Here is a 24,616-nt window from a genome sequence, read left to right on the forward strand (position 1 = left end):
TCAGGTGCCCCTCGGTTTGGCCCGCGCCGTGGCCTCGGCCACCAGCGGGTCGTCCGGCCAGTAGTGCTTGGGGTAGCGTCCCTTCAAGTCCTTCTTCACCTCGGCGTACGTCGTGCGCCAGAAGTTGGCCAGGTCCTGGGTGACCTGCACGGGCCGGCGCGCCGGCGAAAGCAAGTGCAGCTTGACCTGCTGGCGGCCATTGGCGATGCGGGGCGTATCGGCCAGACCGAACAGCTCCTGCAGGCGCACGGCGAGGATTGGCGGCTGCTCGCTGTAATCCAGACGGATGCTCGAGCCTGACGGAACCGCCAGGTGCGAGGGGGCGAGTTCCTCCAGGCGCTGAGGCAACGGCCACGGCAGCAGGTTACGCAGCAACGACGGCAGGTCCAGGGCGGCGAAATGGCTCAGCCGCGAGACCTTGCCCAGGTAGGGCTGTAGCCAGTCTTCCAGGCTGGCCAGCAACGCTGCGTCGCCCAGGTCCGGCCATTCGCTCGCGCCCTGCTGTTGCAGGTCGAGCTGGCGCAACAGGGCGACACGGGCCTGCCATTGGCGCAGCTCGGGCGTCCAGGTCAGCAGGTTCAGGCCCTTGCGCCGCACCAGCCCCAGCAGCGCCTTCGCGCGGGTGTCATCGTCCAGGCCAGTCAGCGGTTCGCGGCTGAGCACCAGTTCGCCAACCTTGCGCTGGCGTTCGGCGCGCAGCACCTGTTCGCGCTCGTCCCAGTCGAGCAGGTCGAGGCATTCGACCTGCTCGGCCAGCACATCTTCGAACAGCTGGGGATCGAAGTCGGCGGCCAGGTAGATGCGTTCCTCGCGCTGGCCCTGGCGGCTACCCAGGTCGGCGATGACCAGCCACGGGCATTTCATCAATGCATCGACTTCGCTGAACATCGCCGCGCGGCCATTGGCCAGGCGGTATTCGGCGCCCCCTTCGCGGCGTTGCTGCGCCACGCGATCCGGATAAGCCAGCGCCAGCAGTGCGCCAAGCCAGCGCGGGTGGTCGGGATCGGCCACCGCCGCACGCGGTTTGCCACGCAGTTGCCCGCGATACTGGCGCGCCAGCTGGCGGGCGCGCTGCACACCACCCTGGCCTCCACGGCTGGTGCGGGTTTCGCCACTCAGCAGCGCAAGCCGGGTGTGCAGGTCGGCACCGCCGCCACGCAGGATATCGCGCTCGCCAAGCAAGGCGGCCACGTCGCAGGCCATGTCGGCCAGCCCCAGGTCCTGGCCGCGTAGCAGCAGGTGGGCGATACGCGGGTGCGCGGGCAAGCCGGCCATGGCCTGGCCATGCTCGTTCAGGTTATCGCGGCTGCCGGGCTTGAAAGCACCGAGCCGCGCCAACAGGTCCTGGGCCTGGGCGTAGGCGGCAGCCGGTGGCTGGTCGAGCCAGCTCAGCTGTTCCGGCGGCACGCCCCAGCGCGCCAGCTGCAGGGCCAGCCCGGCCAGGTCGGCCTGGAGGATCTCGGCGCTACCATGTGCGGCCAACTGATCGTGCTGCGCCTCGGACCACAGGCGATAGCACACGCCCGGTTCCAGGCGCCCCGCCCGGCCGGCACGCTGGGTGGCGCTGGCACGGGAGATGCGCTGGGTGTCCAGGCGGGTCATGCCACTGCCCGGGTCAAAGCGTGGTACCCGGGCAAGGCCGGCATCGATCACCACGCGCACACCGTCGATGGTCAGACTGGTCTCGGCAATATTGGTGGCCAGCACCACCTTGCGCTGGCCCTTGGGCGCGGGCTCGATGGCGGCGCGCTGGGCATTCAGATCGAGCTCGCCGTGTAACGGGCAGAGCAGGATGCCGGGGCGATCGCCCAAGGCCTCCTGCAAGGACTGATGGACACGGCGGATCTCGGCCTGGCCGGGGAGGAACACCAGCAAACTACCGCTTTCATCCGCCAGCGCCTGCAGCACGCCATCAACCACCCGCGGCTCGATGAATTCGCCCGGCTGGAACGGCCGGCTCCAGCGGATATCCACCGGGTACATGCGCCCCTGGCTGCTGACCACCGGGGCTTCGTCGAGCAGCCGTGACAGGCGCTCGCCTTCCAGCGTCGCCGACATCAGCAGGATCTTCAGCGGCGGCTCGTCGCGCAGCAGTGCGCGGCCATTGAGGCTCAAGGCCAAGGCCAGGTCGGCTTCGAGGCTGCGTTCGTGGAATTCGTCGAAGATCAGCAGCCCGACACCCTCCAGAGCGGGGTCGGCCTGCAAGCGACGGGTGAGAATACCCTCGGTCACCACCTCGATGCGGGTATTTGGCCCGACCTTGCTGTCCAGGCGAATGCGATAACCGACCGTGCCACCTACCTGCTCCCCCAGCTCGCTCGCCAGCCGTTCGGCCGCGGCACGCGCGGCCAGGCGGCGCGGTTCGAGCATGAGGATGGTCTGGCCGGCGAGCCACGGCTCGTCCAGCAGGGCAAGGGGTACGCGGGTGGTCTTGCCGGCGCCGGGCGGCGCCTCGAGCACCGCCTCGTCGCGCAGGCGCAGGGCCTGGCGCAGTTCGGGCAGTACTGCATCGATCGGTAATGAATTCATGGTGGTCCTCGAACAATCGTCCGAGTATAACGGCGAACCGAGCCTGCCCTATCATGGTCTTAGCTTCAGGCGTTGGCGCAAGCCTTCACCCCTTGTAGTGCCTACTTTTCCGGAGATTCACATGCGCATCCCTTCCCGCGTCATTGGTGGCGTGCTCATCGCCACGTTGCTGACCCAGCTGACGGCCTGCGGCACCCTGTTCTACCCCGACCGCCGCGGCCAGATAGAAGGCAAGATCGACCCGGTGGTCGCGGCGCTGGACGCCATCGGCATTCTCTTCTACGTCATCCCCGGCCTGATCGCCTTCGGCATCGACTTTGCCTCCGGCGCCATCTACTACCCCGGTGGCAAGACCGCACATGTCGACCCGGCCAAGCTCAAGCCTGCCATCAACGCCGACGGCCAGGTCGACAAGGTCAAGCTGCAGGCCATACTCGAGAGTGAACTGGGTCAGCGCCTGCCGCTGAACGACCCACGCCTGATCCAGCACCGGGGCAGTGTCGAGCAACTGGCTGCCTACGGCCTGGTGCCGGCCGCCTGATTTCTTCAAGGACGCAATCACGCGCATGACCGCGACCGCCGAACACAAGCGACTGCTGCGCCTGGCCACCCGCGCTTCGCTGACAGTGGCCAGCCTGCTGGTACTGGCCAAGGCTGTGGCCTGGTGGCTAAGCGGCTCGGTGAGCCTGCTGGCCGGGCTGACCGACTCGGCGCTGGATGCCGTGGCCTCCTTCCTCAACCTGCTCGCCGTGCACTATGCGTTGCGCCCGGCCGACGATGATCACCGTTTCGGCCACGGCAAGGCCGAAGCCCTGGCCGGCATGGCCCAGGCACTGTTCATCGCGGTCAGCGCGGTGTTGATCGGGGTGCAGGCAGTGGAACGGTTGCAAGCGCCACAGCCGCTGGGCGACACCGCCGCCGGCATCGTGGTCATGCTGCTGTCGCTGGTACTGACCCTGGCGCTGCTGGCCTTCCAGCGCAAGGTCATCCGCCTCACCGGCTCCACGGCGGTGCGCGCCGACTCCCTGCACTACCGCTCCGACCTGCTGCTCAACGGCAGCATCCTCCTGGCGTTGCTACTGGCGCGCTTCGGCTGGCCGCAGCTGGATGCGCTGTTCGGCCTGGGCATTGCCCTGTACATCCTGTGGAGCGCGATCCAGATCGCCCGCGAAAGCACGGCAATCCTGATGGACCAGGAACTGCCGGCCGATATCGGCGAACGCATGCTCGAAGTGGTGCTGGCGATTCCCGGAGTGAAGGGCGCGCACGACCTGCGCACGCGGGTGTCGGGCAGCCACTGGTTCGTGCAACTGCACCTTGAATTGCCAGGAGAGCTGCCACTGCATCAGGCCCACGAACTGTGCGTGCAGGCTTCGCAGGCCATCCGCGAGCGCTACCCGCGAGCGGATGTGATGGTGCATGCCGACCCGGTCTGATCACAGACTAATCCACAACCTGTAGGAGCCAGCCTGGCTGGCGAACACCGGCAAGGCCGGTGCCAGGCACCGCAGTGTCTGCATCGCGGCTAAAGCCGCTCCTACAGGGATCAGTTGATGCTATAGCCTCGCCCACTCAGGCAGGCCCCCAGCGCCCGCCGGTAGTTGTCGGCCACGTTGGCCGGTGGCGCGTAGGTCGTAGTGGCAGGGTCGAAGCCTGTCTGGCTGACCGCCCAGCGATGACACTGGTAGCGGTCCTGCTCCTGCTGCTCCGGCCCCTGACCATAGGCCGGATAGGCGATCACGTCATAACTGTTGTACGGCTGCTGGACAGGCGCTGGCGCTGGCACAGTAGTGGGCGGATTGACCACCACGTACTCTCGACTGTCGGCCTGGTACTGGTAGTAGGTGTCGGCCACCAGGAAGAACAACGCGCCCCCCAGCCACACTTCACGGGCATAGGGCGGCAGGTAGCCGACTCTCACGCCGTAGGGCGGCCTGACCACCACATAGCCGCCGCCATGGGGTCGATACCAGTAGCCTCCGGAGTAGAAATAGTCCTGCCCGCGATACGGCACCTTCCAGTAACGGTCCGGGAAGCGATCGACGTTATGGCCGGGGTGATACTGCGGTCCCGGGCCCCAACCATTGCCATGGCCGTCCGGGCGGCCGGCCCAGTCACCGCCCGGCCGTTGCCCATAGTAGCGGTCGTCGCCATGACGCCGCGGGATGTCCTGGTAGTAGCCCTGGCGCGGCGGCTGGGTCTGGCGCACTTCGTCACGGGAATTGAGCGGCGAGCCGCGCCCGCCATTGGGGTCCTCCGGCCCTTGGGCCAAAGTGCCCAGGCTCAAGCCCATGCCCAACAAACCAACACCTGCCAACTGCCAGATGCGCGACCTCATGTTGTTCCTCTCGCTCGGGATGACTGCATGTTGCGCAGTTTACCGTGGAGACTGGCCAGGCAGATGAAATCGCAGGCATAAAAAAGGGAGGCCTTGCGGCCTCCCTTCGGGAATTGTCGTCCGTGCTCGGTGCTTGTGACACCGGCTCACCTCGCGCCGTCTTCTGGACAGTGCGTAGCCCGGGGGCCTGGCGGATCCTGTTGGATGGCCGGCCGCGACCGCCCGTCTGGGGCGCGTCGCCGTGGACTGATGTCCGGGCAGTGATTCTGGTGATAAAGATAGGCCGGATGGTGCGGCAGAGGATTGCGAAGATTGCTCTGATAAATAGCACTTGCGCAATTTTTCACCCTGGATTGATAATTCGCCGCAATCTGATCAGAAAAGGCCTTTTCCATGAGCAAGCTCGACCGCTACGACCTGAGCATCCTCGCCGAATTGCAGCGTGACGCGCGCATCTCCAACCAGGAGCTGGCCGAGCGCATCGGCCTGTCCCCCTCCCCTTGCTCGCGTCGGGTCAAGCAACTCGAGGACGACGGCTACATCTCGCGCCAGGTGGCGCTGCTGGACCGCAAGAAGCTTGGGTTGAGCCTGACCGCCTATGTGCTGATCGGCATGGACCGGCACACCCCCGAGCGCTTCGAGACCTTCGAGGCGGCAATCCGCAGCCTGCCGCAGGTGCTCGAATGCAGCCTGGTCACCGGAATGGACGCCGACTATCAGCTCAAGGTGGTGGTGCCGGACATGGATCACTACCAGAAACTGCTGCTGGGCAGCCTGACCCGCATCGAAGGCGTGACCAGCGTGCGCTCGAGCTTCGTGCTCAACCAAGTGCTGGCCAGCACCGAGCTGCCCTTGACCCATCTGCGTTGAATCCCCTGACGCAGGGCGTATGATCGGGTGCTCAGCCTGCCTGGAGTGAACTGATGGATCCCGCCGTATTCGAAGAGTGGATGATGATTGTCCTGGTCACCGTGCTGATCGCTTTCATGGGCTTCATCGTCTGGGACCTGGCGAAGAAATCCAAGGCGGGGCGCTTCGGCACCCTGATCCTGTTCTTCGTACTCGGCCTGGGGGTGCTGGCATTCATCATCAAGAGCGTGGTGGTGGGGTTCCTCGAAGGGGTGTAGCAGCCTGACAACGCCCACGCGCCCTTGTAGGAGCGGCCTTGTGCCGCGAAAGGGTCGCGTAGCGGCCCCAGCGATTTCCGCCTTGACGCTGTGAAACCTGGGGCTGCCTTGCAGCCCCTTCGCGGCACAAGGCCGCTCCTACAGGGTACGTGCATCGCTCGGATGTCAGAGCTTCGCCACCACTTCCCGCCAGCAACCCTGCTCCAGCCCCTCGATCGTCCAATCGCCGATGCGCACCCGCACCAGGCGCAAGGTCGGCAACCCCACCGCAGCCGTCATCCGCCGCACCTGGCGGTTTCGCCCCTCACGAATCACCAGCGCCAACCAGGCCGTCGGCACGCTCTTGCGAAAGCGCACCGGTGGATTGCGCGGCCACAGCTCGGGCTCCTCAAGCAAGCGTGCCTCGGCCGGCAGCGTTGGTCCGTCATTGAGCTCCACCCCCTCGCGCAGACGTTGCAGTTGCTCTTGGCTCGGTTCACCTTCGACCTGCACCCAGTAGGTTTTGGCCAACTTGTGCTTGGGGTCGGCGATGCGCGCCTGCAGGCGGCCATCGTTGGTCAGCAGCAAAAGCCCTTCGCTGTCGCGGTCCAGCCGTCCAGCCGGATAGATGCCGGGGATATCGATGAAGTCCTTGAGCGTGGCACGGCCTTCGCCGTCACTGAACTGCGTGAGCACGTCGAACGGCTTGTTGAACAGGATCAGGCGAGGCTCGGCTGGCGGCGCCTTGGGCTGGCGACGCGGGCCGGAAGGCCGCGCCGTCGGACGGCGCGGTGTATTGCGGGGTGACAGGGACATGGATCCTCAGCGGAACGGCGGCTCATCGAAGCTACGCAGTTTACGCGAGTGCAGCGAGTTGAGCTCGGTGCGCAGCAGGTCGAGGGCGGCGATACCGATCTTCAGGTGCTGACTGACCGCGCGGTTGTAGAACGCGTTGGCCGAACCCGGCAGCTTGATCTCGCTGTGCAGCGGCTTGTCGGACACGCACAGCAAAGTGCCGTACGGCACGCGCAGGCGGTAGCCCTGGGCGGCGATGGTGCCGCTCTCCATGTCCACGGCCACGGCGCGGGACAGGTTGATCAGCGGCCGCTCCTGGGCCCAGCGCAGCTCCCAGTTGCGGTCGTCGTAGGTGAGCACGGTGCCGGTGCGCAGGCGCTTCTTCAACTGGTCGCCACGCTCACCGGTGACCTGCGCCGCCGCCTCCTGCAAGGCCAGTTGCACTTCGGCCAGGGCCGGGATCGGGATGTTTGGCGGTACCACGCGGTCGAGGATGCCGTCACGGCGCATGTAGGCGTGGGCCAGCACGTAGTCGCCGATGGTCTGCGACTGGCGCAAGCCACCGCAGTGGCCGATCATCAGCCAGCAGTGCGGGCGCAGCACGGCCAGGTGGTCGGTGATGTTCTTGGCGTTGGACGGGCCGACACCGATGTTGACCAGGGTGATGCCGTCGCCATCGGCGGCGATCAGGTGGTAAGCCGGCATCTGGTAGCGGTGCCAGACCACACTGGCGACCAGCGCCTGGGCCTCGCCGTGGTCCATGCCTTTTTCGATGATCACGTTGCCGGGCAGGACCATGCGTACAAAGCGTGGGTCCTCGCGCAATTGCTCCAGGCCATGGCCGATGAACTGGTCGACATAACGGTGGTAGTTGGTGAGCAGGATCCACGGCTGCATATGCCGCCAGTCGCTGCCGGTGTAGTGCACCAGGCGGCGCAGGGAGAAGTCCACGCGAGCCGCGTCGAACAGCGCCAGCGGCAGCGTGTCGGCGCCTTCCCAATCGCACAGGCCGTCGGCGATGTTGTCGGTGGCCGCCGACAGGTCGGTGCTGGGGAACACCCGCGCCAGTTGCGCGGCGGTGATGCCGCTGCCGGCCAGTTCATCGCCCTGGTCGACCACGTAGGGATACGGGATGTTCTGTTCACTGACGCCCACTTCCACGCTCACGGTGTAGTCGTGCATCAACGGGCGCAGTTGTTCCAGCAGGTAGCTGCGGAAGGCTGCTGGCTGGGTGACGGTGACGCTGTAGGTGCCCGCCACCTGGACCTTGGCGTAGGCACGAGTGGTGGCGGCGACTTCACCCAGGCTGTGGTAGGTGAGGCGCAGGGCGGGGTAGCGGAACAGCGCGCGCTCGGCCTCGGTCGGTTCGGTGCGGTCCTTGAGGTAGCGCTTGAGGGCCTGGCTCAGGGCCCCGGTGGCCTGTTCATGCAAGGCCGCCAGACGGTCGACGGCCTGTTCGGGGGTAGCAACGACTGCAAACGCTTGGCTCACGCTGGGCTTCCTGTCTTAGGGACATGCATGCCAGCCATCTTGCCTGCGTTCACGGGTAAATACACCCCCGGATGTCGGCCTCACTGGCCTCTTCGCCGGCAAAGCCGGCTCCTACATGAGATCTATGCACCTTCCCATACCGGTGTCGCGCGCGCCACCAGCGCCGCGGTGTCCACGCCTCGCGGCAAGGCACCATAGGCCCGTCCACTTCCCGCCAACCGGCTACCGATGAACGCGTCGCTGACTGTTGCATTACCCGCCTCGAGCAGCAGCTTGGCCTGCAGCGCCAAGGCAATGTCCTCGGTCAGCTGGCGTGCGCGGTACTGGATATCGCCGGAGTCGGCGAAGGCGCCTTTCAGGTTGCCGATGAACGCCGCCAGCCGCGCGTCGCCATGGCCATCCCCCAGCTCGCTGAACAACGCGTCGAGCACGCCCGGCTCCTTGGACAAAGCTCGCAGCACGTCCAGGCACTGCACGTTGCCCGACCCCTCCCAGGTGGAGTTGACCGGCGCTTCGCGGTACAGCCGTGGCAGGATGCTGTCCTCGACATAACCGGCGCCCCCCAGGCACTCGGCGGCTTCGTTGATCATTCCCGGCGCCCGCTTGCAGATCCAGTACTTGCCCACCGCCGTCACCAGCCGAGAGAAGTGCGCCTGCTGCGGATCGTCGAGTTGATCCAGCGCCTGGCCCATGCGCAGGCTCAGGGCCAGCGCGGCCTCGCTCTCCAGCGCAAGATCGGCCAGCACGTTCTGCATCAACGGTTGCTCGTTGAGCACGCGGCCACCGACCTTGCGGTGCGCGCAGTGATGTGCCGCCTGGGTCAGGGCCTGGCGCATCAACGCGCTAGAGCCGACCATGCAATCGAAGCGGGTCATGGCCACCATCTCGATGATGGTCGGCACGCCCCGCCCCTCCTCGCCGACCATCCATGCCAAGGCGCCACGGAACTCCACTTCGCTGGAGGCATTGGAACAGTTGCCGAGCTTGTTCTTCAGGCGCTGGATATAGAACTGGTTGCGCTGGTCATCGGGGCGGTGGCGCGGCAGCAGGAAGCAGCTCAGGCCCTTTTCGGTCTGGGCCAGGGTCAGGAAGGCGTCGCACATGGGCGCAGAGCAAAACCACTTGTGCCCCACCAACTCGTAGGGCTGGCCTGGGCCCGGCGCGCCCACCGGGTAGGCGCGGGTAGTGTTGGCCCGCACATCGGTCCCCCCCTGTTTCTCGGTCATGGCCATGCCAAGGGTGACACCGGCCTTGTGCCGATCACCAATGTTGCGGGGGTCGTACGATCGGGCAAGGATCTTCGGCAACCAGTAGCCAGCCAACTCCGGCTGCAACCGCAGCGCCGGCACGGCGGCAAAGGTCATGGTCAGCGGGCAACCGGTGCCGGCCTCGGCCTGGCTGTGCAGGTAGGTCATCGAGGCGCGCGCCACGTGGGCACCTGGGCGCGGCTCGGCCCAGGGCAGGGACGGCAGGCCATGCTCGACAGCCGTGCGCATCAGCTCATGGTAGGCGGGATGAAACTCAACCAGGTCGACGCGATGGCCATAGCGGTCGTGGCTGCTGAATTCGGGCTTGTGCGCATTGGCGAGAAAACCCGCAGCCATCAGTGGGCCGCCGGCCAGGGCACCGTATGCGTCGATGCGCGGCTCGGCCCAGCCGGCACCGAAACGCCGCGACCACTCCTGGAGCGGCAGGTCAAGGCGGAAGAGATTGGCGCCGTCCAGCGAAGGCGGCTGGTTGGTGACTTCGTGGGTTTCAGCGAACTGGTGCAGGTTCATCGGGGCCTCCTGGTTCCGGTCGTGCCTGAAAGCCCCAGTGAAGCACCGCTGCCCGGTGAGTCAAAGTGACAAATCGGACTACATGGGGGGTGCTTCGCCGGCGAACGAGCTTTTCAGGGGACTCGCCTGAAGAGCGGCGGCGCCTTTGAGATCGAGCGCCGCACGCGCGGCGCATCGCGGATGAATCCGCTCCTACACGTTTGTTTCGGGCCAGTCACGCCTGGGAGGGTACCGGTGACCGCCTTGTTGGCAAGACGCGGTTTATCAGCTGGCGCTACCGTCGCTGGCAACCATGGCCTCACAGATGCGGCACGTTGCAACCGATGTAGGAGCGGATTCATCCGCGATGCGCCGCGCGGGCGGCGCTCGATCTCCAGAGCGCTGCAAGGCTGCCGCCCTGCACCTGGCAGCCAACAAGGCCTTGAGCCGTCAGAACCGCTTCAAGCCAGAAGCCACCCGGGTTGGCGGCAACTGCACCTGCGCGACCGCCAACGTCAGGCTCAACTCGAATCGGCTGCCCAACCCTGGCGTGGACTCATGGGACAGCGTCGCCTCGATCAATTCCCCCAGTTGCCGACAGATCGACAGCCCGACCCCCAGCCCGCCGTAGCGCCGGGTCATCGACCCATCCACCTGAGCGAACCGCTGGTACAGCACCGCCTGGTCCAGGTCGTCGAAACCGATGCCGCTGTCGCTGATGGTAATGCTCAAGGCGAGGCTGTCCGGCCCGGTACGACGGCCTCGCACCTGCACGGTGACGCCCCCCTGATGGGTGAATTTCAGGCCATTGTCCACCAGGCAGGCCACGCAGCGCGCAAGCTTTTGCGCGTCGCCCACCAAGCTGTCGGGCAGGTCGGCAGGCACATCCAGGCTCAGGTAAAGGCCTTTGGCAAGGGCCTGGCTGGCGTAACCCGCACGCAGCTCCTGCATCAATCGCCGCAGGCTGAACGGCCCATGCTGGTTGCGCAGGTGGCCGGCCTGCAGCTCGGTGAGGATCAGAATGTCGTCGACCATCGCCATCATGTCCTGGGCGGAGCCGGTGGCGGTGCGGTGGTACTGGGCCTGCTCTGCGCTCATCGGCAGGGTGTGCAGCAGCTCAAGCGAGCCGATCACACCGTTCATCGGCGTGCGCAGCTCGTGGGTCACGGTGGCCAGGAACTCATCCTTGAGCCGGTTGCTGCGGGCCAGTTGCAGGTTCATCTGCTCCAGGGTGCGGCCGGTCTCGCGCAGGGTCTGCGCCTGTTGCTCGCGCAGGCTGTTGATGCGGTCGGCCAGGGCCAGCGACAGCAGCGCCACCTCCAGCGCCGAGCCCAACTGGCTGGCGTACATGGTGATGAACAGGTTCGGCAGGTAGCCCAGCACCATCAGGGTGTTGACCAGCCCGCCGAGCAGGAAGGCAGTCCAGGCGATGATGAACCAGCGCGCCACCCGCAGCCCGCGCCACCAGGCATACAGCCCGGCACTGAAGATGCTCACGGTGAACAGCAGTGCCAACAGCGTGGCCATGCGCAACGCCACGCCGTAGCGCAGGGTCAGCGCCAGCACCATGACCAGGCCGCCGCCGGCCATCAACACCATCAGCAGGCGATCGAAACCTCGGCTCATGCGCCCCAGTTGCAGGAAGTGACGGGCGAACTGGCAACCGAACAGACCGGCGGCGCCAATGAAGAACGGGGTCGCGGCATTGGCCCACCAGGGGCTGTCTGGCCAGAAATAGGCGATACCGGCGCCATTGACCGACACCTGGTAAAGGCCGAACGAGGCGATGTACAGGATGTAGTAGAGGTAACTGACATCGCGCACGCTGAGGTAGATGAACAGGTTGTACACCAGCATCACCAGCAGCACGCCGTAGATCATCCCCAGCACGTAAAGGCGAGTGGGCTGGTCCTCGAGGTAGGCTTCGGCCGACCACAGGGTCAGTGGCGCCTGGATCGAACCCTGGCTGTGCAAGCGCAGGTAAGCGGTGGTCGACTGGCCTGGGCGCATGGGCAGTTCGAACAGGTAGTTGTTCTGGCGGATCTGCCGGCTGGCGTAAGGCAGTGCGTCACCAGTGCGCTGAGCCAGGCGATAGCCCCCTTGCTCATCCGGCAGGTAGAGTTCGAGATGGTCCAGGGGGGGATAGGCCAGCTCCAGCAACCACTGGCGCGGGGCAGCGGAGGGTGGGGCGGCGTAGTCGAGGTCGATGCGCAGCCAGAACACCGAGGTCGAATAACCGGCGTTCAACACCTCGTCCTGATGCTGCACGAAGCGGCTGGCAAAAGCGGGAGCACTGACCTGGGTGATCGTGGCGTTGCCATCGTGGTCCTCATAGACCAGCATGGAACGGCCCAGCGGCAAACGGCCGGTGCTGTCGTCGAATTCGACCGCCCCGGCGAGCAAGGGCAAGCAGCCCAGAAGCACAATCAGCAAATAGCGCATACAGCCCCAGCATGGCCTGTCCAGTCGCGTCGCGGTTGCCTCCTTTCCCTTTGAGACGACGTGATCCGGCAGAACCCGTTTATCGAGTTATCCGAGCACTCTAGCATAGCTTTCCGGCATGGCCAGAGGCCACTGCGAATTTGCATGCAGAAGCTCTAGCATGCAGCTTTCAGAGACCCACACAATTACATCCTGACCACTTGATCAACAAATCTTGCGCAGCGACCGATCCGCGCAAAAAGGTTTGGTGATAAGCTCGCCGACCATGAATACCTACAGCTCCCGCCCCGTTGTCCTCTGTCTTTCCGGCCACGACCCCAGTGGTGGCGCCGGCCTGCAGGCAGATATCGAAGCCCTGCTCGCCCAGGGCTGTCACGCCGCGCCTGCCGTGACCGCCCTGACCGTGCAGGATACCGTCAACGTTTCCGACTTCCGCGTGCTCGACCGCGCGTGGGTGCTGGCCCAGGCCAACGCCGTGCTGGCCGATTCCACGGTGGCCGCAGTCAAGCTGGGCATGCTCGGCTCGATCGAGATGGTCGACACCGTCGCCGAACTGCTGGCCGCGCACCCGCATCTGCCGCTGGTCTGCGACCCGGTGCTGCGCGCCGGCGGCGGTGGTCGCCTGGGCAAGGACGAGGTCGGCTACGCCCTGCGCGAACGCCTGCTGCCCCTGGCCACCATCGCCACGCCGAACCTGCCGGAAGCGCGCATCCTCGCGGAGCTGCCGGAAGGCACGGCGGACGAATGCGCCGAGAAACTGCTGCCGTTCTGTAGACACCTGCTGATCACCGGCGGTCACGGTGACGAGGCCGAAATCCACAACCGCCTGTACAGCCGAGATGGCCAGCCACATACCTGGACCTGCCAGCGCCTGCCAGGCAGCTACCATGGCTCGGGCTGCACCCTGGCCAGCGCCCTGGCCGGTCGCCTGGCCCTCGGCGAGCAGCTGGAAAGCGCCGTGCGCAGTGCCCTGGACTACACCTGGCGCACCCTGCGTGACGCCGAGCAACTGGGCAAGGGCCAGTACGTGCCGCGCCGCCTGCCCCTGGATTTCTGCTCCTGACACGAGGCCACCCGATGACGCTCCGCGGTCTGTATGCCATCACCGACAGCCAGCTGCTTGCCGGCCGTTTTCTCAGCCACGTCGAGGCGGCGCTCGAAGGCGGCGTCTGCCTGCTGCAGTACCGCGACAAGAGCGACGACGCCGGGCGCCGGCTGCGTGAAGCCGAAGGCCTGCAGAAGCTCTGCGAGCGCTACGGCACACAGCTGATCATCAACGACGACGCCGAGCTGGCCGCGCGCCTGGGTGTCGGCGTGCACCTGGGCCAGACCGACGGCCCACTGACGCCGGCCCGCGCCCTGCTCGGCCGCCAGGCGATCATCGGCTCCACCTGCCACGCCAGCCTCGAGCTCGCCGAGCAAGCCGCCAGCGAAGGCGCCAGCTATGTCGCTTTCGGCCGCTTCTTCAATTCCGTCACCAAGCCGGGCGCCCCGGCCGCCAGCCTCGAACTGCTGGAGCAGGCCCGTGCCCGCGTGAAACTGCCGATCGCGGTGATCGGCGGCATCACCCTCGACAACGCCGCCCCGCTGGTCGCCCATGGCGCCGACCTGCTGGCGGTGATCCACGGCCTGTTCGGTGCCGACAGCGCGCAGGAAGTCACCCGCCGCGCCCGCGCCTTCAACGCCCTGTTCGCCTCCTGATTTCGAGAGAAGATCCCATGTCCCGTTCCGAAGCCCTGTTCGCCCAAGCCCAGAAGCACATCCCCGGTGGCGTCAACTCACCCGTGCGTGCCTTCAAGAGCGTTGGCGGCACCCCGCTGTTCTTCAAGCACGCCGAAGGCGCCTATGTCATCGACGAAGACGACAAGCGCTACGTCGACTACGTCGGCTCCTGGGGCCCGATGATCCTCGGCCACGGCCACCCGGAGGTGCTGGACGCCGTGCGTCGGCAGCTGGAGCACGGCCTGTCGTACGGCGCACCGACCGCCATGGAAACCGAAATGGCCGACCTGGTCTGCTCGATCGTGCCGTCGATGGAAATGGTGCGCATGGTCAGCTCTGGCACCGAAGCGACCATGAGCGCCATTCGCCTGGCCCGTGGCTACACCGGCCGCGACGCGATCATCAAGTTCGAGGGCTGCTACCACGGCCACTCCGACAGCCTGCTGGTCAAGGCCGGTTCCGGCCTGCTGACACAAGGCGTACCGAGCTCGGCCGGCGTGCCGGCGGACTTCGCCAAGCACACCCTGACACTGCCGTTCAACGACATCGCCGCCGTCGAGAAGACCCTCGCCGAAGTGGGCCAGACCGTGGCCTGCATCATCGTCGAGCCGGTGGCCGGCAACATGAACTGCGTGCCTCCGGCGCCGGGCTTCCTCGAAGGCCTGCGCGAGCAGTGCGACAAGCATGGCGTGGTACTGATCTTCGATGAAGTGATGACCGGTTTCCGCGTATCGCTGGGCGGTGCCCAGGGCTACTACGGCATCACCCCAGACCTGTCGACCTTCGGCAAGATCGTCGGTGGCGGCATGCCGGTCGGCTGCTTCGGTGGCAAGCGCGAGATCATGGGCTGCATCGCCCCGCTGGGCCCGGTCTACCAGGCCGGCACCCTGTCGGGCAACCCGCTGGCCATGGCCGCCGGCCTGACCACCCTGAGGCTGATCAGCCGCCCCGGCTTCCACGACGAACTGACAGCCTTCACCAGCCGCATGCTCGACGGCCTGCAGCAACGCGCTGATGCCGCAGGCGTTCCGTTCGTCACCACGCAGGCAGGTGCCATGTTCGGCCTGTACTTCAGCGGCGCCGACGACATCGTCACCTTCGACGACGTGATGGCCAGCGACGCGGAACGCTTCAAGCGTTTCTTCCACCTGATGCTTGAAGGTGGCGTGTACCTGGCCCCGAGTGCCTTCGAGGCCGGCTTCACCTCCATCGCCCATGGTGACAAGGAGCTGCAGATCACCCTGGATGCGGCCGAGCGCGCCTTCGCCAAGCTCAAGTGACCCGGCCCTGTTCGCCGGCAAGCCGGCTCCTACAACACCTGTAGGGCCCGGCTTGCCGGCGAGCAAGCCTCAATGCGTGGCCCCGTTCACAGCGCCACGCTGAGGCTGCCCGTCCTTTCATGAGGCAGAAATTCGAGTAAATCTTTGTAAGGTTGGCGCTGCTTATCCCATAATGTGCCACCAGAGACATTGGCCGCAGCTTTGCAGAGGTAAGTCGATCCCCATGAACCGCACCGGCCGCGCCCTGACCCTGGGCTGCCTGTTGCTACTTCAGCCCCTGCTGGCCCTGGCGGAGGGCGGTAACTCGTTGCTGATTCCGGTGACGGGCCGCTGCACCCTCAATACAGCCCCCGAGGAACTGGAGAGCGCCCTGAAGGCCTGCGAGCGGACGGCGGAATCCGGGGATGCCGAGGCGCAGTACGAACTGGGCGAGTTCTACTACAGTGGCACACCGCGCCACCTCGACTTCGCCCTCAAATGGTTCGAGAAGGCCTCGCTGCAGGGCCAGGCGCAGGCACAGTACCGCCTGGGCTCGATGTTCTTCCATGGCGAAGGCGTCAAGGCCAACAACGTGCAGGCCTACATCCTGCTGAAAATGGCCGCGGTCAATGGGGCGGAGGACGCCCTGGACATGGCCGACGAAGTCACCGAGCAAATGCCCCGCGACGAACTCGAGCACGCCACCCAGGTGCTCGGCCAGATCTTCCGCAAATACCTGCTCGAACTGCAGAACGCCGAAGGGCGCACGCCCTTTTCGCCCTTGCCCTGAGCCCTCGCCTTCACCGTATCGTCAACTTCCACTGCCACAATCCATAGCAGGCGGGCAAACGCCGTTGGTGTCGTCGGCCGCTTTGCGACGCAAGGCCCCTTGAAGTGGCACGACCTCTGTAGGAGCGGCTTCAGCCGCGATCACCCGCAAAGCGGGTACCAGACACTGCGGCGCCTGCATCGCGGCTAAAGCCGCTCCTACAAAAGGGCGGCGCAAGCAGGCTTGAATACGAAGACTCCCGCGCAGGACCAGACCCCTTGATCGTTTCAGTGCTTTCGCCACTGCCATTCAAGGGTTATTCTTGAGTTCACATCCATCGCCGTCGAGCGGCTAAAAACGACCTTGAACGCACCCATACAACCCCATCGTTTCATCCTCGAACCTTTCGAGGCCCACCGTTTCGCCAACTTGTGCGGCCAGTTCGACGAGCACCTGCGCCTGATCGAGCAACGCCTGGCCATCGAGATCCGCAACCGCGGCAATCAATTCGAGCTGATCGGCGAACCCAAGACCACTTCTGCAGCTGAACAGCTGTTGCGCCGTCTCTACCGCGAGACCAAGGCCAACGATCTGTCGCCGGAAACCGTCCACCTCTATCTCCAGGAGTCGGCTGTCGAACACATCGACAACCCAGCCGTCAACGAGGTCAGCGTCTCGCTGCGCACGCGCAAGGGCAACATTCGCCCGCGCGGGCTCAACCAGCAGCGCTACGTCAAGGAAATCCTGGCCAACGACATCAACTTCGGCATCGGCCCGGCCGGTACCGGCAAGACGTATCTGGCCGTCGCCTGTGCCGTCGACGCCCTGGAGCGTGAGCAAGTGCGCCGCATCCTGCTGGTGCGCCCAGCGGTCGAAGCCGGCGAGAAGCTCGGCTTCCTGCCTGGCGACCTGGCACAGAAAATCGACCCGTATCTGCGCCCGCTCTACGACGCACTTTACGAAATGCTCGGCTTCGAACACGTGGCCAAGCTGATCGAGCGCCAGGTGATCGAGATCGCCCCGCTGGCGTACATGCGTGGCCGTACGCTCAACAACAGCTTCATCATCCTCGACGAAAGCCAGAACACCACCCTCGAGCAGATGAAGATGTTCCTCACCCGCATCGGCTTCGGCTCGACTGCGGTGATCACCGGCGACATCACCCAGGTCGACCTGCCACGCGGCACCAAGTCGGGCCTGGCCCACGTGATCGAGGTGCTCAAGGACGTGCCGGGCATCAGCTTCACCCATTTCCAGCCCAAGGACGTGGTACGCCACCCATTGGTGCAGCGTATCGTCGAAGCGTACGACCGTTTCGAAGCCCGTCAGTCGAAGCCCGAGGCAACTGGCAAAGATGCTTGAACTCGACCTGCAACGGGCCACGGACGCCGCAGCCCCCGATGACGCCGCCTTCCGCCGCTGGTGCGAGCTGGCCCTGCGCCAGCGCACAGCCGACTCGGAGATGACCATCCGCCTGGTCAACGAGATAGAAGGCCGCGAGCTGAACCACACTTACCGGCACAAGGACTACGCGACGAACGTGCTGTCCTTCCCCGCCGACGTCCCCGACGACCTGCTCGACATCCCGCTGCTGGGCGACCTGGTGATCTGCGTGCCGGTGGTCGAGCGTGAAGCCCTGGAACAGGGCAAGGCGCTCGAGGCGCACTGGGCACACCTGGTCATCCATGGTTGCCTGCACCTGCTCGGCTACGACCACATCGAAGACGATGAGGCCGAGGAGATGGAGGCGCTGGAACGAGAATTGCTGGCGGAGCTGGGCCACCCGGACCCGTACGCCGACGACGAAACCGATTCAATCACACACTGAACACTGCAAGGATCACGAGTAACCGCCATGAGCGAAGATCGATCGAGCAACGGGCAAAAGTCCTGGCTGGGTAAACTGACCCAGGCTTTTGCCCATGAGCCGAAAAACCGCCAGGAGCTCCTCGAGCTGCTGCGCGAAGCCCATCAGAACAAGCTGCTCGACAGCGAAGCGCTGACCATCGTCGAAGGCGCCATTCAGGTCGCCGACCTGCAGGTGCGCGACATCATGGTGCCGCGCTCGCAGATGATCAGCATCAAGGCCAGCCAGTCGCCACGGGAGTTCCTGCCGGCAGTGATCGACGCCGCGCACTCGCGCTACCCGGTGATCGGCGAAAGCCACGACGATGTGCTCGGCATCCTGCTCGCCAAGGACCTGCTGCCACTCATCCTCAAAGAGAACGGTGACAGCTTCAACATCAAGGACCTGCTGCGCCCGGCCACCTTCGTGCCCGAGTCGAAGCGCCTGAACGTGCTGCTGCGCGAGTTCCGCGCCAACCATAACCACATGGCCATCGTCATCGACGAATACGGTGGCGTGGCGGGCCTGGTGACCATCGAGGACGTGCTCGAGCAGATCGTCGGCGACATCGAGGACGAACACGATGTCGAGGAAGACAGCTACATCAAGCCACTGCCCAGCGGCGACTTCCTGATCAAGGCGCTCACGCCCATCGAGAACTTCAACGCGTTCTTCGACAGCGCATTCTCCGATGACGAGTTCGACACCGTCGGCGGCCTGGTCATGAGCGCCTTCGGCCACCTGCCCAAGCGTAACGAAACCACCGAGATCGGCAGCTACCGCTTCCGTGTTCTCAATGCCGACAGTCGCCGGATACACTTGCTGCGCCTGACACCGATCACCCGCTAAGGAACGACATGCGCTGGATCACCCGCCCCGGCTGGCCCGGTAACCTGCTGGCCCTGGCGGCCGGCGCCTCCACCCTCCTGGCCCTGGCGCCCTTCGACATCTGGCCGCTGGCCCTGCTGTCCCTGGCCCTGTTCTATGCCGGCCTGCGCGAACTGAGCCCGCGCCAGGCCCTCGGACGTGGCTGGTGCTTCGGTTTCGGCCTGTACGGCGCCGGCACCTGGTGGATCTACGTCAGCATGAACACCTACGGCGGCGCCTCGCCGCTGTTGGCGATCGCCCTGCTGGTGGCGTTCTTCGCCTGCCTGGCGTTCTTCTTCGCCCTGCCCGCCTGGTTGTGGGCGCGCTGGCTGCGCCGCGACGAGGCGCCATTGGCCGATGCCCTGTGCTTCGCCGCCTTGTGGTTGCTGCAAGAGGCCTTCCGCGGCTGGTTCCTTACCGGCTTCCCCTGGCTCTATGCTGGCTACAGCCAGCTCGACGGCCCACTGGCCGGCCTCGCCCCGCTGGGCGGCGTCTGGCTGGTCTCCTTCGCCCTGGCACTGAGCGCCGCCCTGCTGTGCAACCTCCATCGCCTGCGCGAACGCCGTTCGTTCCTGGCTGTGGGCGTGCTGTTGCTGGTGGCGCCCTGGATCATCGGCCTGGCCCTCAAGGACCACGCCTGGACCAAGCCGGCGGGCGACCCGCTGAAGGTCGCCGCCTTGCAAGGCAATGTGGAACAGGACCTGAAATGGGACCCGGCGCACGTCAATGCGCAACTGGCGCTGTACCGCGACATGAGCTTCAGCTCGAAGCCCGTCGACTTGCTGGTCTGGCCGGAAACCGCGGTCCCGGTGCTCAAGGACCAGGCCCAAGGCTATATCGACATGATGGGCGGTTTTGCCGCCGACCGGCATTCGGCGCTGATCACCGGTGTGCCGGTGCGCCAGGAAGTGCGCCACCAGCGCCGCTATTTCAACGGTGTCACTGTGACCGGCGAGGGCGACGGCACCTACCTCAAGCAGAAGCTGGTGCCGTTTGGTGAGTACGTGCCATTGCAAGACATGCTGCGCGGGCTGATCGAGTTCTTCAACCTGCCAATGTCGGACTTCGCCCGCGGCCCCGAGGACCAGCCACTGCTGCAGGCCAAGGGCTACCAGATCGCACCGTACATCTGCTACGAAGTGGTCTACCCGGAGTTCGCCGCCAGCCTGGCGGCGCGCAGCGACCTGCTGCTGACCATCAGCAACGACACCTGGTTCGGCACCTCGATCGGGCCGCTGCAACACCTGCAGATGGCCCAGATGCGTGCGCTGGAGGCCGGGCGCTGGATGATCCGCGCCACCAACAACGGCGTGACCGCGCTGATTGACCCATTTGGCCGGATCACTGCGCAGGTTCCGCAATTCCAGCGGGCGGTACTGTATGGCGAGGTGGTGCCAATGCAGCAACTCACGCCTTACCTGCAATGGCGCTCGTGGCCGCTGGCGATCGTCTGCGCATTGCTGCTGGGTTGGGCGCTATTGGCGGGGCGGATCGCCAAAACCGTCTGACCAGCAATGCCCCCTGTAGGAGCGGCTTTAGCCGCGATTACCCACGAAGCGGGTAGCAGGCACCGCGTCGCCTGCATCGCGGCTAAAGCCGCTCCCACAGGAATCGGGTACGCCAGGCATCAATAGAACAACCGATACCCCAGCAAACCCACCGCCTCGTTCAGCAACTGCCCGCTCTGCCACATTGCCCGCCCTTCCGGCAGCAACCCGCCAAACGGCCGCGCATGCTCCTGCCCGAGGAAGCCCACCGGTGCTGGCACCACCTCGAAGCCAGCTCGCTCGAAGCTCCAGCGCGAGCGCTGCATATGCCAGGCCTGGGTCACGACCACCACACGACGAATACCCAACGGCTGCAGCAGCTTTGCCGTGAAGTCGGCATTCTCCCAGGTGGTACGGCTGGCCTCTTCCTTCCAGGCGACCTTCACCCCGAAATCGGCCTCCAGGCGATCAGCCATCAACTGCGCCTCACTGGGCGGCGTGCCATAGTGCAAGCCGCCACTGGTCACCACCGGCAACCCGGAAGCCTTGGCCAACTGGGCAGCAAAGCGCATGCGCTCCAGCGCGACATAGGTCGGCTGGTCCGAGCCACCCCAGGCTGGATCGCCCCGTTCACGCCCGGCGCCAAGGACCACGATGGCATCGGCTTTCTTCGCCAGGTCTTTCCAGTCGACCAATTCAAGGGACGGTTCGGTCTCCAACGCCCGTGCCGCCTGCTCCACCACCAGCGGCATGCTCATCAGCCACAGCCCACCCAATCCAACGGCGAAACAGAAGGCCGCCAGGCGCGGACGCCGCCGTCGCCACCACCAGGCGGCAAGCAGCAGGAGCAGGAGCAGACCCGGGGGCATCAACCATTGTTTGATGAAAAAGCGAATCGGCATGACATACCTCCATGGAAGGCATGCAGCCTAAGAGGATCGGCGCCGGGCCTCAAGGGCTACCGGCACCGATCGGAGCGTGTGTATCGAAGAACCGGCGCGTTGCCCTGCGCCTGCAACCCTGAACGGCTATCGGGACGGCAGCGTCCTGGATCTGGCTGGAGCGGTTGAACGCTTTCTATCCTTGAGCCAGATGATCCTGGCCGTGGACGGTTCCGGCTGCGTATACGCACCGGCGCTGGCATGGCGGCTTTCCGGGAGGGATTCCAGGTAAGCCTTGATTACCTCGAACTCGGCGTGGCTCAGACCGCGCAATTCCAGTTCGGCGGGCATCTCATCGCGCAATCGTACCGATGTCCTGGCAATTTCCAGTGCCAGGCCCAGGCGGTCGATCAGGCGCTCGTACAGCTCCGGTTTGTTTGCAGGTAGTTGCGACTCTCCCATCCGTTCACCTCATTGAAGGTAAGAATATCTCCCCCCACAAAAGAGCTTAGCGTCGCTGGCAAAAGCAGCCGTCCGTCACGACCAACGGCCCGCGCGGCGCGCGATGCAAACTGGGTTTCCCACGACGCGCGACGCTCATGTATGCTACGGCGTTCACTCTATTACGACACCGGAGTGCCGGACGCAGCGAGGTCGCGCTGCCTGGAACATGTCTCTTATCTCTCAATACAAAGTAGCCATGCACGAACAATACACACCCCGTGATGTAGAAGCCGCCGCCCAGAATGCCTGGGACGAGCAACAATCGTTCGCTGTTACCGAACAGCCAGGCAAAGACACGTACTACTGCCTATCGATGTTCCCGTACCCGAGCGGCAAGCTACACATGGGCCACGTGCGCAACTACACCATCGGCGACGTGATTGCCCGCTACCAGCGCATGCTCGGCAAGAACGTCCTGCAACCCATGGGTTGGGACGCCTTCGGCATGCCGGCGGAAAACGCCGCGATGAAGAACAACGTCGCGCCGGCCAAGTGGACCTACGAGAACATCGACTACATGAAGACCCAGCTCAAGAGCCTGGGCCTGGCCATCGACTGGTCGCGTGAAGTCACCACCTGCAAGCCGGACTACTACCGCTGGGAACAGTGGCTGTTCACCCGCCTGTTCGAAAAAGGTGTCATCTACCGCAAGAACGGCACCGTCAACTGGGACCCGGCCGACCAGACGGTCCTGGCCAACGAGCAGGTCATCGACGGCCGTGGCTGGCGTTCGGGCGCGCTGATCGAGAAGCGCGAGATCCCGATGTACTACTTCCGCATCACCGACTACGCCGACGAGCTGCTGGAAAGCCTCGACGAGCTGCCGGGCTGGCCCGAGCAGGTCAAGACGATGCAGCGCAACTGGATCGGCAAGTCGCGCGGCATGGAAGTGCAGTTCCCGTACCACCAGGACAGCATCGGCCATGAAGGCACCCTGAAGGTCTTCACCACCCGTCCGGACACGCTGATGGGCGCCACCTACGTGGCCGTCGCCGCCGAACACCCGCTGGCCACCCAGGCCGCCCAGGGCAATGCTGCGCTGCAGGCGTTCATCGACGAGTGCAAGAGCGGCAGCGTCGCCGAGGCCGACATGGCCACGCAGGAGAAGAAGGGCATGGCCACTTCCCTGTTCGTCGAGCACCCGCTGACCGGCGAAAAACTGCCGGTATGGGTCGCCAACTATGTGCTGATGCACTACGGCGACGGCGCGGTGATGGCCGTGCCGGCTCACGACGAGCGCGACTTCGAGTTCGCCCACAAGTACAACCTGCCGGTCAAGGCCGTGGTGCGCACCAGCGCCGGTGACGAAGTCGGCAGCGAATGGCTGGCCGCCTACGGCGAGCACGGCCAGCTGATCAACTCCGGCGAGTTCGACGGCCTGGACTTCCAGGGTGCCTTCGACGCCATCGAAGCCGCGCTGATCCGCAAGGACCTCGGCAAGTCGCGCACCCAGTTCCGCCTGCGCGACTGGGGCATCAGCCGCCAGCGCTACTGGGGTTGCCCGATCCCGATCATCCACTGCCCGTCCTGCGGCGACGTGCCGGTGCCGGAAGACCAGCTGCCGGTGACGCTGCCGGAGAACGTGGTGCCGGACGGCGCCGGTTCGCCGCTGGCGCGCATGCCCGAGTTCTATGAGTGCACCTGCCCGAAATGCGGCACGGCGGCCAAGCGCGAAACCGACACCATGGACACCTTCGTCGAGTCGTCGTGGTACTTCGCCCGCTACGCCTCCCCGAACTACGACAAGGGCCTGGTCGACCCGAAAGCCGCCAACCACTGGCTGCCGGTGGACCAGTACATCGGCGGTATCGAGCACGCCATCCTGCACCTGCTGTACGCGCGCTTCTTCCACAAGCTGATGCGTGACGAAGGCCTGGTAACCTCGAACGAGCCGTTCAAGAACCTGCTCACCCAAGGCATGGTCGTCGCCGAAACCTACTACCGTGTCGCCAGCAACGGCGGCAAGGACTGGTTCAACCCGGCCGACGTCGAGATCGAGCGCGATGCGAAAGCCAAGATCATTGGCGCGCGCCTGAAGACCGACGGCCTGCCGGTGGAAATCGGCGGCACCGAGAAGATGTCGAAGTCGAAGAACAACGGCGTCGACCCGCAGTCGATGATCGAGCAGTATGGTGCCGACACCTGCCGCCTGTTCATGATGTTCGCCTCGCCGCCCGACATGAGCCTGGAGTGGTCCGACTCCGGTGTCGAAGGCGCGAGCCGCTTCCTGCGCCGTGTCTGGCGTCTGGCGCAGGCTCATGTCAGCCAAGGCCTGCCGGGCAAGTTGGACGTCACCGCCCTGAGCGACGAGCAGAAGGTCGTCCGCCGTGCCATCCACGCCGCGATCAAGCAGGCCAGCACCGACGTGGGCCAGTTCCACAAGTTCAACACCGCCATCGCCCAGGTGATGACCGTGATGAACGTGCTGGAGAAGGCCCCGCAGGCCACCGCACAAGACCGCGCCCTGCTGCAGGAAGGCCTCGAGGCCGTCACCCTGCTGCTGGCGCCGATCACCCCGCACATCTCCCACGAACTGTGGAAGCAGCTGGGCCATGAGCAAGCGGTGATCGACGCGACCTGGCCGACGGTTGACGAAAGCGCCCTGGTACAAGACACCGTGACGCTGGTGGTGCAGGTCAACGGCAAGCTGCGTGGCCAGGTGGAAATGCCTGCCGCCGCCAGCCGTGAAGAGATCGAAGCCGCTGCCCGCAACAACGAGAACGTCCTGCGTTTCACCGACGGCCTGACCATCCGCAAGGTCATCGTGGTACCGGGCAAACTGGTCAACATCGTCGCCAATTGATGGCAACGCCCACCCGCACG

General features: G+C 65.3%; 21 protein-coding genes. 13 read left to right on the forward strand and 8 right to left on the reverse strand.

Going from position 1 to position 24,616, the window contains the following annotated elements; translation table 11 throughout:
• Positions 1-2,529 carry an ATP-dependent helicase HrpB gene (gene hrpB / locus NGM28_RS00335; RefSeq protein WP_252088372.1) on the reverse strand — a complete coding sequence of 843 codons (2,529 nt, stop codon included), beginning with the start codon at positions 2,527-2,529 and terminating at the stop codon, positions 1-3.
• Between the two features lie 121 nt (positions 2,530-2,650).
• Here hrpB and pmcY point away from each other — a divergent pair, with 121 nt between their 5' ends.
• Together pmcY and NGM28_RS00345 are read left to right on the forward strand one after the other, a co-directional pair.
• Positions 2,651-3,070, forward strand: coding sequence for a periplasmic Zn2+ metallochaperone PmcY (gene pmcY, locus NGM28_RS00340; RefSeq protein WP_240064844.1), 420 nt, complete (start codon positions 2,651-2,653; stop codon positions 3,068-3,070).
• A gap of 25 nt (positions 3,071-3,095) precedes the next feature.
• Positions 3,096-3,965 (forward strand): cation diffusion facilitator family transporter, encoded by an 870-nt coding sequence (locus NGM28_RS00345; RefSeq protein ID WP_240064845.1) that lies wholly within the window; start codon positions 3,096-3,098, stop codon positions 3,963-3,965.
• 110 nt (positions 3,966-4,075) lie between these two features.
• Here NGM28_RS00345 and NGM28_RS00350 read toward each other — a convergent pair whose 3' ends face one another.
• Positions 4,076-4,867, reverse strand: a complete 792-nt coding sequence (locus NGM28_RS00350; protein ID WP_252088373.1) for a DUF6515 family protein — start codon at positions 4,865-4,867, stop codon at positions 4,076-4,078.
• 393 nt (positions 4,868-5,260) lie between these two features.
• Here NGM28_RS00350 and NGM28_RS00355 point away from each other — a divergent pair, with 393 nt between their 5' ends.
• A complete protein-coding gene (locus tag NGM28_RS00355) occupies positions 5,261-5,737 on the forward strand; it encodes an Lrp/AsnC family transcriptional regulator (protein WP_011535815.1) in 477 nt (158 codons plus the stop codon).
• Positions 5,738-5,790: 53 nt separating this feature from the next.
• Complete coding sequence (locus NGM28_RS00360) at positions 5,791-5,994, forward strand: DUF2788 domain-containing protein (protein WP_011535816.1); 204 nt, start codon at positions 5,791-5,793, stop codon at positions 5,992-5,994.
• Between the two features lie 165 nt (positions 5,995-6,159).
• Here NGM28_RS00360 and NGM28_RS00365 read toward each other — a convergent pair whose 3' ends face one another.
• The 4 genes from NGM28_RS00365 to NGM28_RS00380 all read right to left on the reverse strand — a co-directional run bounded on the left by NGM28_RS00365 (position 6,160) and on the right by NGM28_RS00380 (position 12,458).
• Entirely contained in the window at positions 6,160-6,789 is a 630-nt protein-coding gene (locus NGM28_RS00365; RefSeq protein ID WP_252088374.1) for a pseudouridine synthase, read from the reverse strand.
• A 6-nt stretch (positions 6,790-6,795) separates the two neighbouring features.
• Positions 6,796-8,259 (reverse strand): AMP nucleosidase, encoded by a 1,464-nt coding sequence (amn, locus tag NGM28_RS00370; protein ID WP_240064848.1) that lies wholly within the window; start codon positions 8,257-8,259, stop codon positions 6,796-6,798.
• A gap of 122 nt (positions 8,260-8,381) precedes the next feature.
• Positions 8,382-10,037, reverse strand: a complete 1,656-nt coding sequence (locus NGM28_RS00375) for an acyl-CoA dehydrogenase family protein (protein ID WP_252088375.1) — start codon at positions 10,035-10,037, stop codon at positions 8,382-8,384.
• Between the two features lie 429 nt (positions 10,038-10,466).
• Positions 10,467-12,458, reverse strand: a complete 1,992-nt coding sequence (locus NGM28_RS00380; RefSeq protein WP_252088376.1) for a sensor histidine kinase — start codon at positions 12,456-12,458, stop codon at positions 10,467-10,469.
• A gap of 265 nt (positions 12,459-12,723) precedes the next feature.
• Between NGM28_RS00380 and NGM28_RS00385 the strand changes: the two genes are divergently transcribed.
• The 8 genes from NGM28_RS00385 to lnt all read left to right on the forward strand — a co-directional run bounded on the left by NGM28_RS00385 (position 12,724) and on the right by lnt (position 20,429).
• Entirely contained in the window at positions 12,724-13,521 is a 798-nt protein-coding gene (locus NGM28_RS00385; RefSeq protein WP_240064851.1) for a hydroxymethylpyrimidine/phosphomethylpyrimidine kinase, read from the forward strand.
• 14 nt (positions 13,522-13,535) lie between these two features.
• Positions 13,536-14,159, forward strand: coding sequence for a thiamine phosphate synthase (thiE, locus tag NGM28_RS00390; protein ID WP_240064852.1), 624 nt, complete (start codon positions 13,536-13,538; stop codon positions 14,157-14,159).
• Positions 14,160-14,176: 17 nt separating this feature from the next.
• Positions 14,177-15,460: a glutamate-1-semialdehyde 2,1-aminomutase gene (gene hemL, locus NGM28_RS00395; protein ID WP_252088377.1), complete on the forward strand. Its 1,284-nt coding sequence runs from the start codon at positions 14,177-14,179 to the stop codon at positions 15,458-15,460.
• A gap of 223 nt (positions 15,461-15,683) precedes the next feature.
• On the forward strand, positions 15,684-16,229 hold the full coding sequence (locus NGM28_RS00400; RefSeq protein ID WP_240064854.1) for a tetratricopeptide repeat protein: 546 nt from the start codon (positions 15,684-15,686) through the stop codon (positions 16,227-16,229).
• Between the two features lie 342 nt (positions 16,230-16,571).
• Entirely contained in the window at positions 16,572-17,570 is a 999-nt protein-coding gene (locus NGM28_RS00405) for a PhoH family protein (protein ID WP_240064855.1), read from the forward strand.
• The gene (gene ybeY / locus NGM28_RS00410; protein ID WP_252088378.1) at positions 17,563-18,036 is read left to right on the forward strand and encodes an rRNA maturation RNase YbeY; all 474 of its coding nucleotides are present in this window, start codon (positions 17,563-17,565) and stop codon (positions 18,034-18,036) included. Before NGM28_RS00405 ends, ybeY begins: the two co-directional genes overlap by 8 nt.
• 27 nt (positions 18,037-18,063) lie before the next feature.
• Entirely contained in the window at positions 18,064-18,903 is an 840-nt protein-coding gene (locus NGM28_RS00415; RefSeq protein WP_240064857.1) for a CorC family transporter, read from the forward strand.
• A gap of 8 nt (positions 18,904-18,911) precedes the next feature.
• Positions 18,912-20,429 (forward strand): apolipoprotein N-acyltransferase, encoded by a 1,518-nt coding sequence (lnt, locus tag NGM28_RS00420; protein ID WP_252088379.1) that lies wholly within the window; start codon positions 18,912-18,914, stop codon positions 20,427-20,429.
• A gap of 119 nt (positions 20,430-20,548) precedes the next feature.
• On the opposite strand, the gene NGM28_RS00425 is transcribed toward lnt, so the two are convergent.
• Both NGM28_RS00425 and NGM28_RS00430 read right to left on the reverse strand, forming a co-directional pair.
• Positions 20,549-21,310, reverse strand: a complete 762-nt coding sequence (locus tag NGM28_RS00425) for a YdcF family protein (RefSeq protein WP_252088380.1) — start codon at positions 21,308-21,310, stop codon at positions 20,549-20,551.
• 126 nt (positions 21,311-21,436) lie between these two features.
• A complete protein-coding gene (locus NGM28_RS00430) occupies positions 21,437-21,751 on the reverse strand; it encodes a hypothetical protein (RefSeq protein ID WP_240064860.1) in 315 nt (104 codons plus the stop codon).
• Positions 21,752-21,989: 238 nt separating this feature from the next.
• On the opposite strand from NGM28_RS00430, the gene leuS reads away from it, so the two are divergent.
• Positions 21,990-24,596, forward strand: a complete 2,607-nt coding sequence (gene leuS / locus NGM28_RS00435) for a leucine--tRNA ligase (protein WP_252088381.1) — start codon at positions 21,990-21,992, stop codon at positions 24,594-24,596.
• Positions 24,597-24,616: the final 20 nt, after the last annotated feature.

This window comes from Pseudomonas sp. MWU13-3659 (genome assembly GCF_023757525.1).
GTDB lineage: Bacteria > Pseudomonadota > Gammaproteobacteria > Pseudomonadales > Pseudomonadaceae > Aquipseudomonas > Aquipseudomonas entomophila_E.

Coding starts and splice junctions, on each gene's coding strand:
- NGM28_RS00355 (WP_011535815.1), top strand. CDS start 5,261: ATGAGCAAGCTCGACCGCTACGACCTGAGCATCCTCGCCGAATTGCAG.
- NGM28_RS00430 (WP_240064860.1), bottom strand. CDS start 21,751: ATGGGAGAGTCGCAACTACCTGCAAACAAACCGGAGCTGTACGAGCGC.
- NGM28_RS00375 (WP_252088375.1), bottom strand. CDS start 10,037: ATGAACCTGCACCAGTTCGCTGAAACCCACGAAGTCACCAACCAGCCG.
- NGM28_RS00345 (WP_240064845.1), top strand. CDS start 3,096: ATGACCGCGACCGCCGAACACAAGCGACTGCTGCGCCTGGCCACCCGC.
- pmcY (WP_240064844.1), top strand. CDS start 2,651: ATGCGCATCCCTTCCCGCGTCATTGGTGGCGTGCTCATCGCCACGTTG.
- NGM28_RS00350 (WP_252088373.1), bottom strand. CDS start 4,867: ATGAGGTCGCGCATCTGGCAGTTGGCAGGTGTTGGTTTGTTGGGCATG.
- thiE (WP_240064852.1), top strand. CDS start 13,536: ATGACGCTCCGCGGTCTGTATGCCATCACCGACAGCCAGCTGCTTGCC.
- NGM28_RS00360 (WP_011535816.1), top strand. CDS start 5,791: ATGGATCCCGCCGTATTCGAAGAGTGGATGATGATTGTCCTGGTCACC.
- lnt (WP_252088379.1), top strand. CDS start 18,912: ATGCGCTGGATCACCCGCCCCGGCTGGCCCGGTAACCTGCTGGCCCTG.
- hemL (WP_252088377.1), top strand. CDS start 14,177: ATGTCCCGTTCCGAAGCCCTGTTCGCCCAAGCCCAGAAGCACATCCCC.
- NGM28_RS00365 (WP_252088374.1), bottom strand. CDS start 6,789: ATGTCCCTGTCACCCCGCAATACACCGCGCCGTCCGACGGCGCGGCCT.
- NGM28_RS00380 (WP_252088376.1), bottom strand. CDS start 12,458: ATGCGCTATTTGCTGATTGTGCTTCTGGGCTGCTTGCCCTTGCTCGCC.
- leuS (WP_252088381.1), top strand. CDS start 21,990: ATGCACGAACAATACACACCCCGTGATGTAGAAGCCGCCGCCCAGAAT.
- NGM28_RS00400 (WP_240064854.1), top strand. CDS start 15,684: ATGAACCGCACCGGCCGCGCCCTGACCCTGGGCTGCCTGTTGCTACTT.
- hrpB (WP_252088372.1), bottom strand. CDS start 2,529: ATGAATTCATTACCGATCGATGCAGTACTGCCCGAACTGCGCCAGGCC.
- ybeY (WP_252088378.1), top strand. CDS start 17,563: ATGCTTGAACTCGACCTGCAACGGGCCACGGACGCCGCAGCCCCCGAT.
- NGM28_RS00415 (WP_240064857.1), top strand. CDS start 18,064: ATGAGCGAAGATCGATCGAGCAACGGGCAAAAGTCCTGGCTGGGTAAA.
- NGM28_RS00425 (WP_252088380.1), bottom strand. CDS start 21,310: ATGCCGATTCGCTTTTTCATCAAACAATGGTTGATGCCCCCGGGTCTG.
- NGM28_RS00385 (WP_240064851.1), top strand. CDS start 12,724: ATGAATACCTACAGCTCCCGCCCCGTTGTCCTCTGTCTTTCCGGCCAC.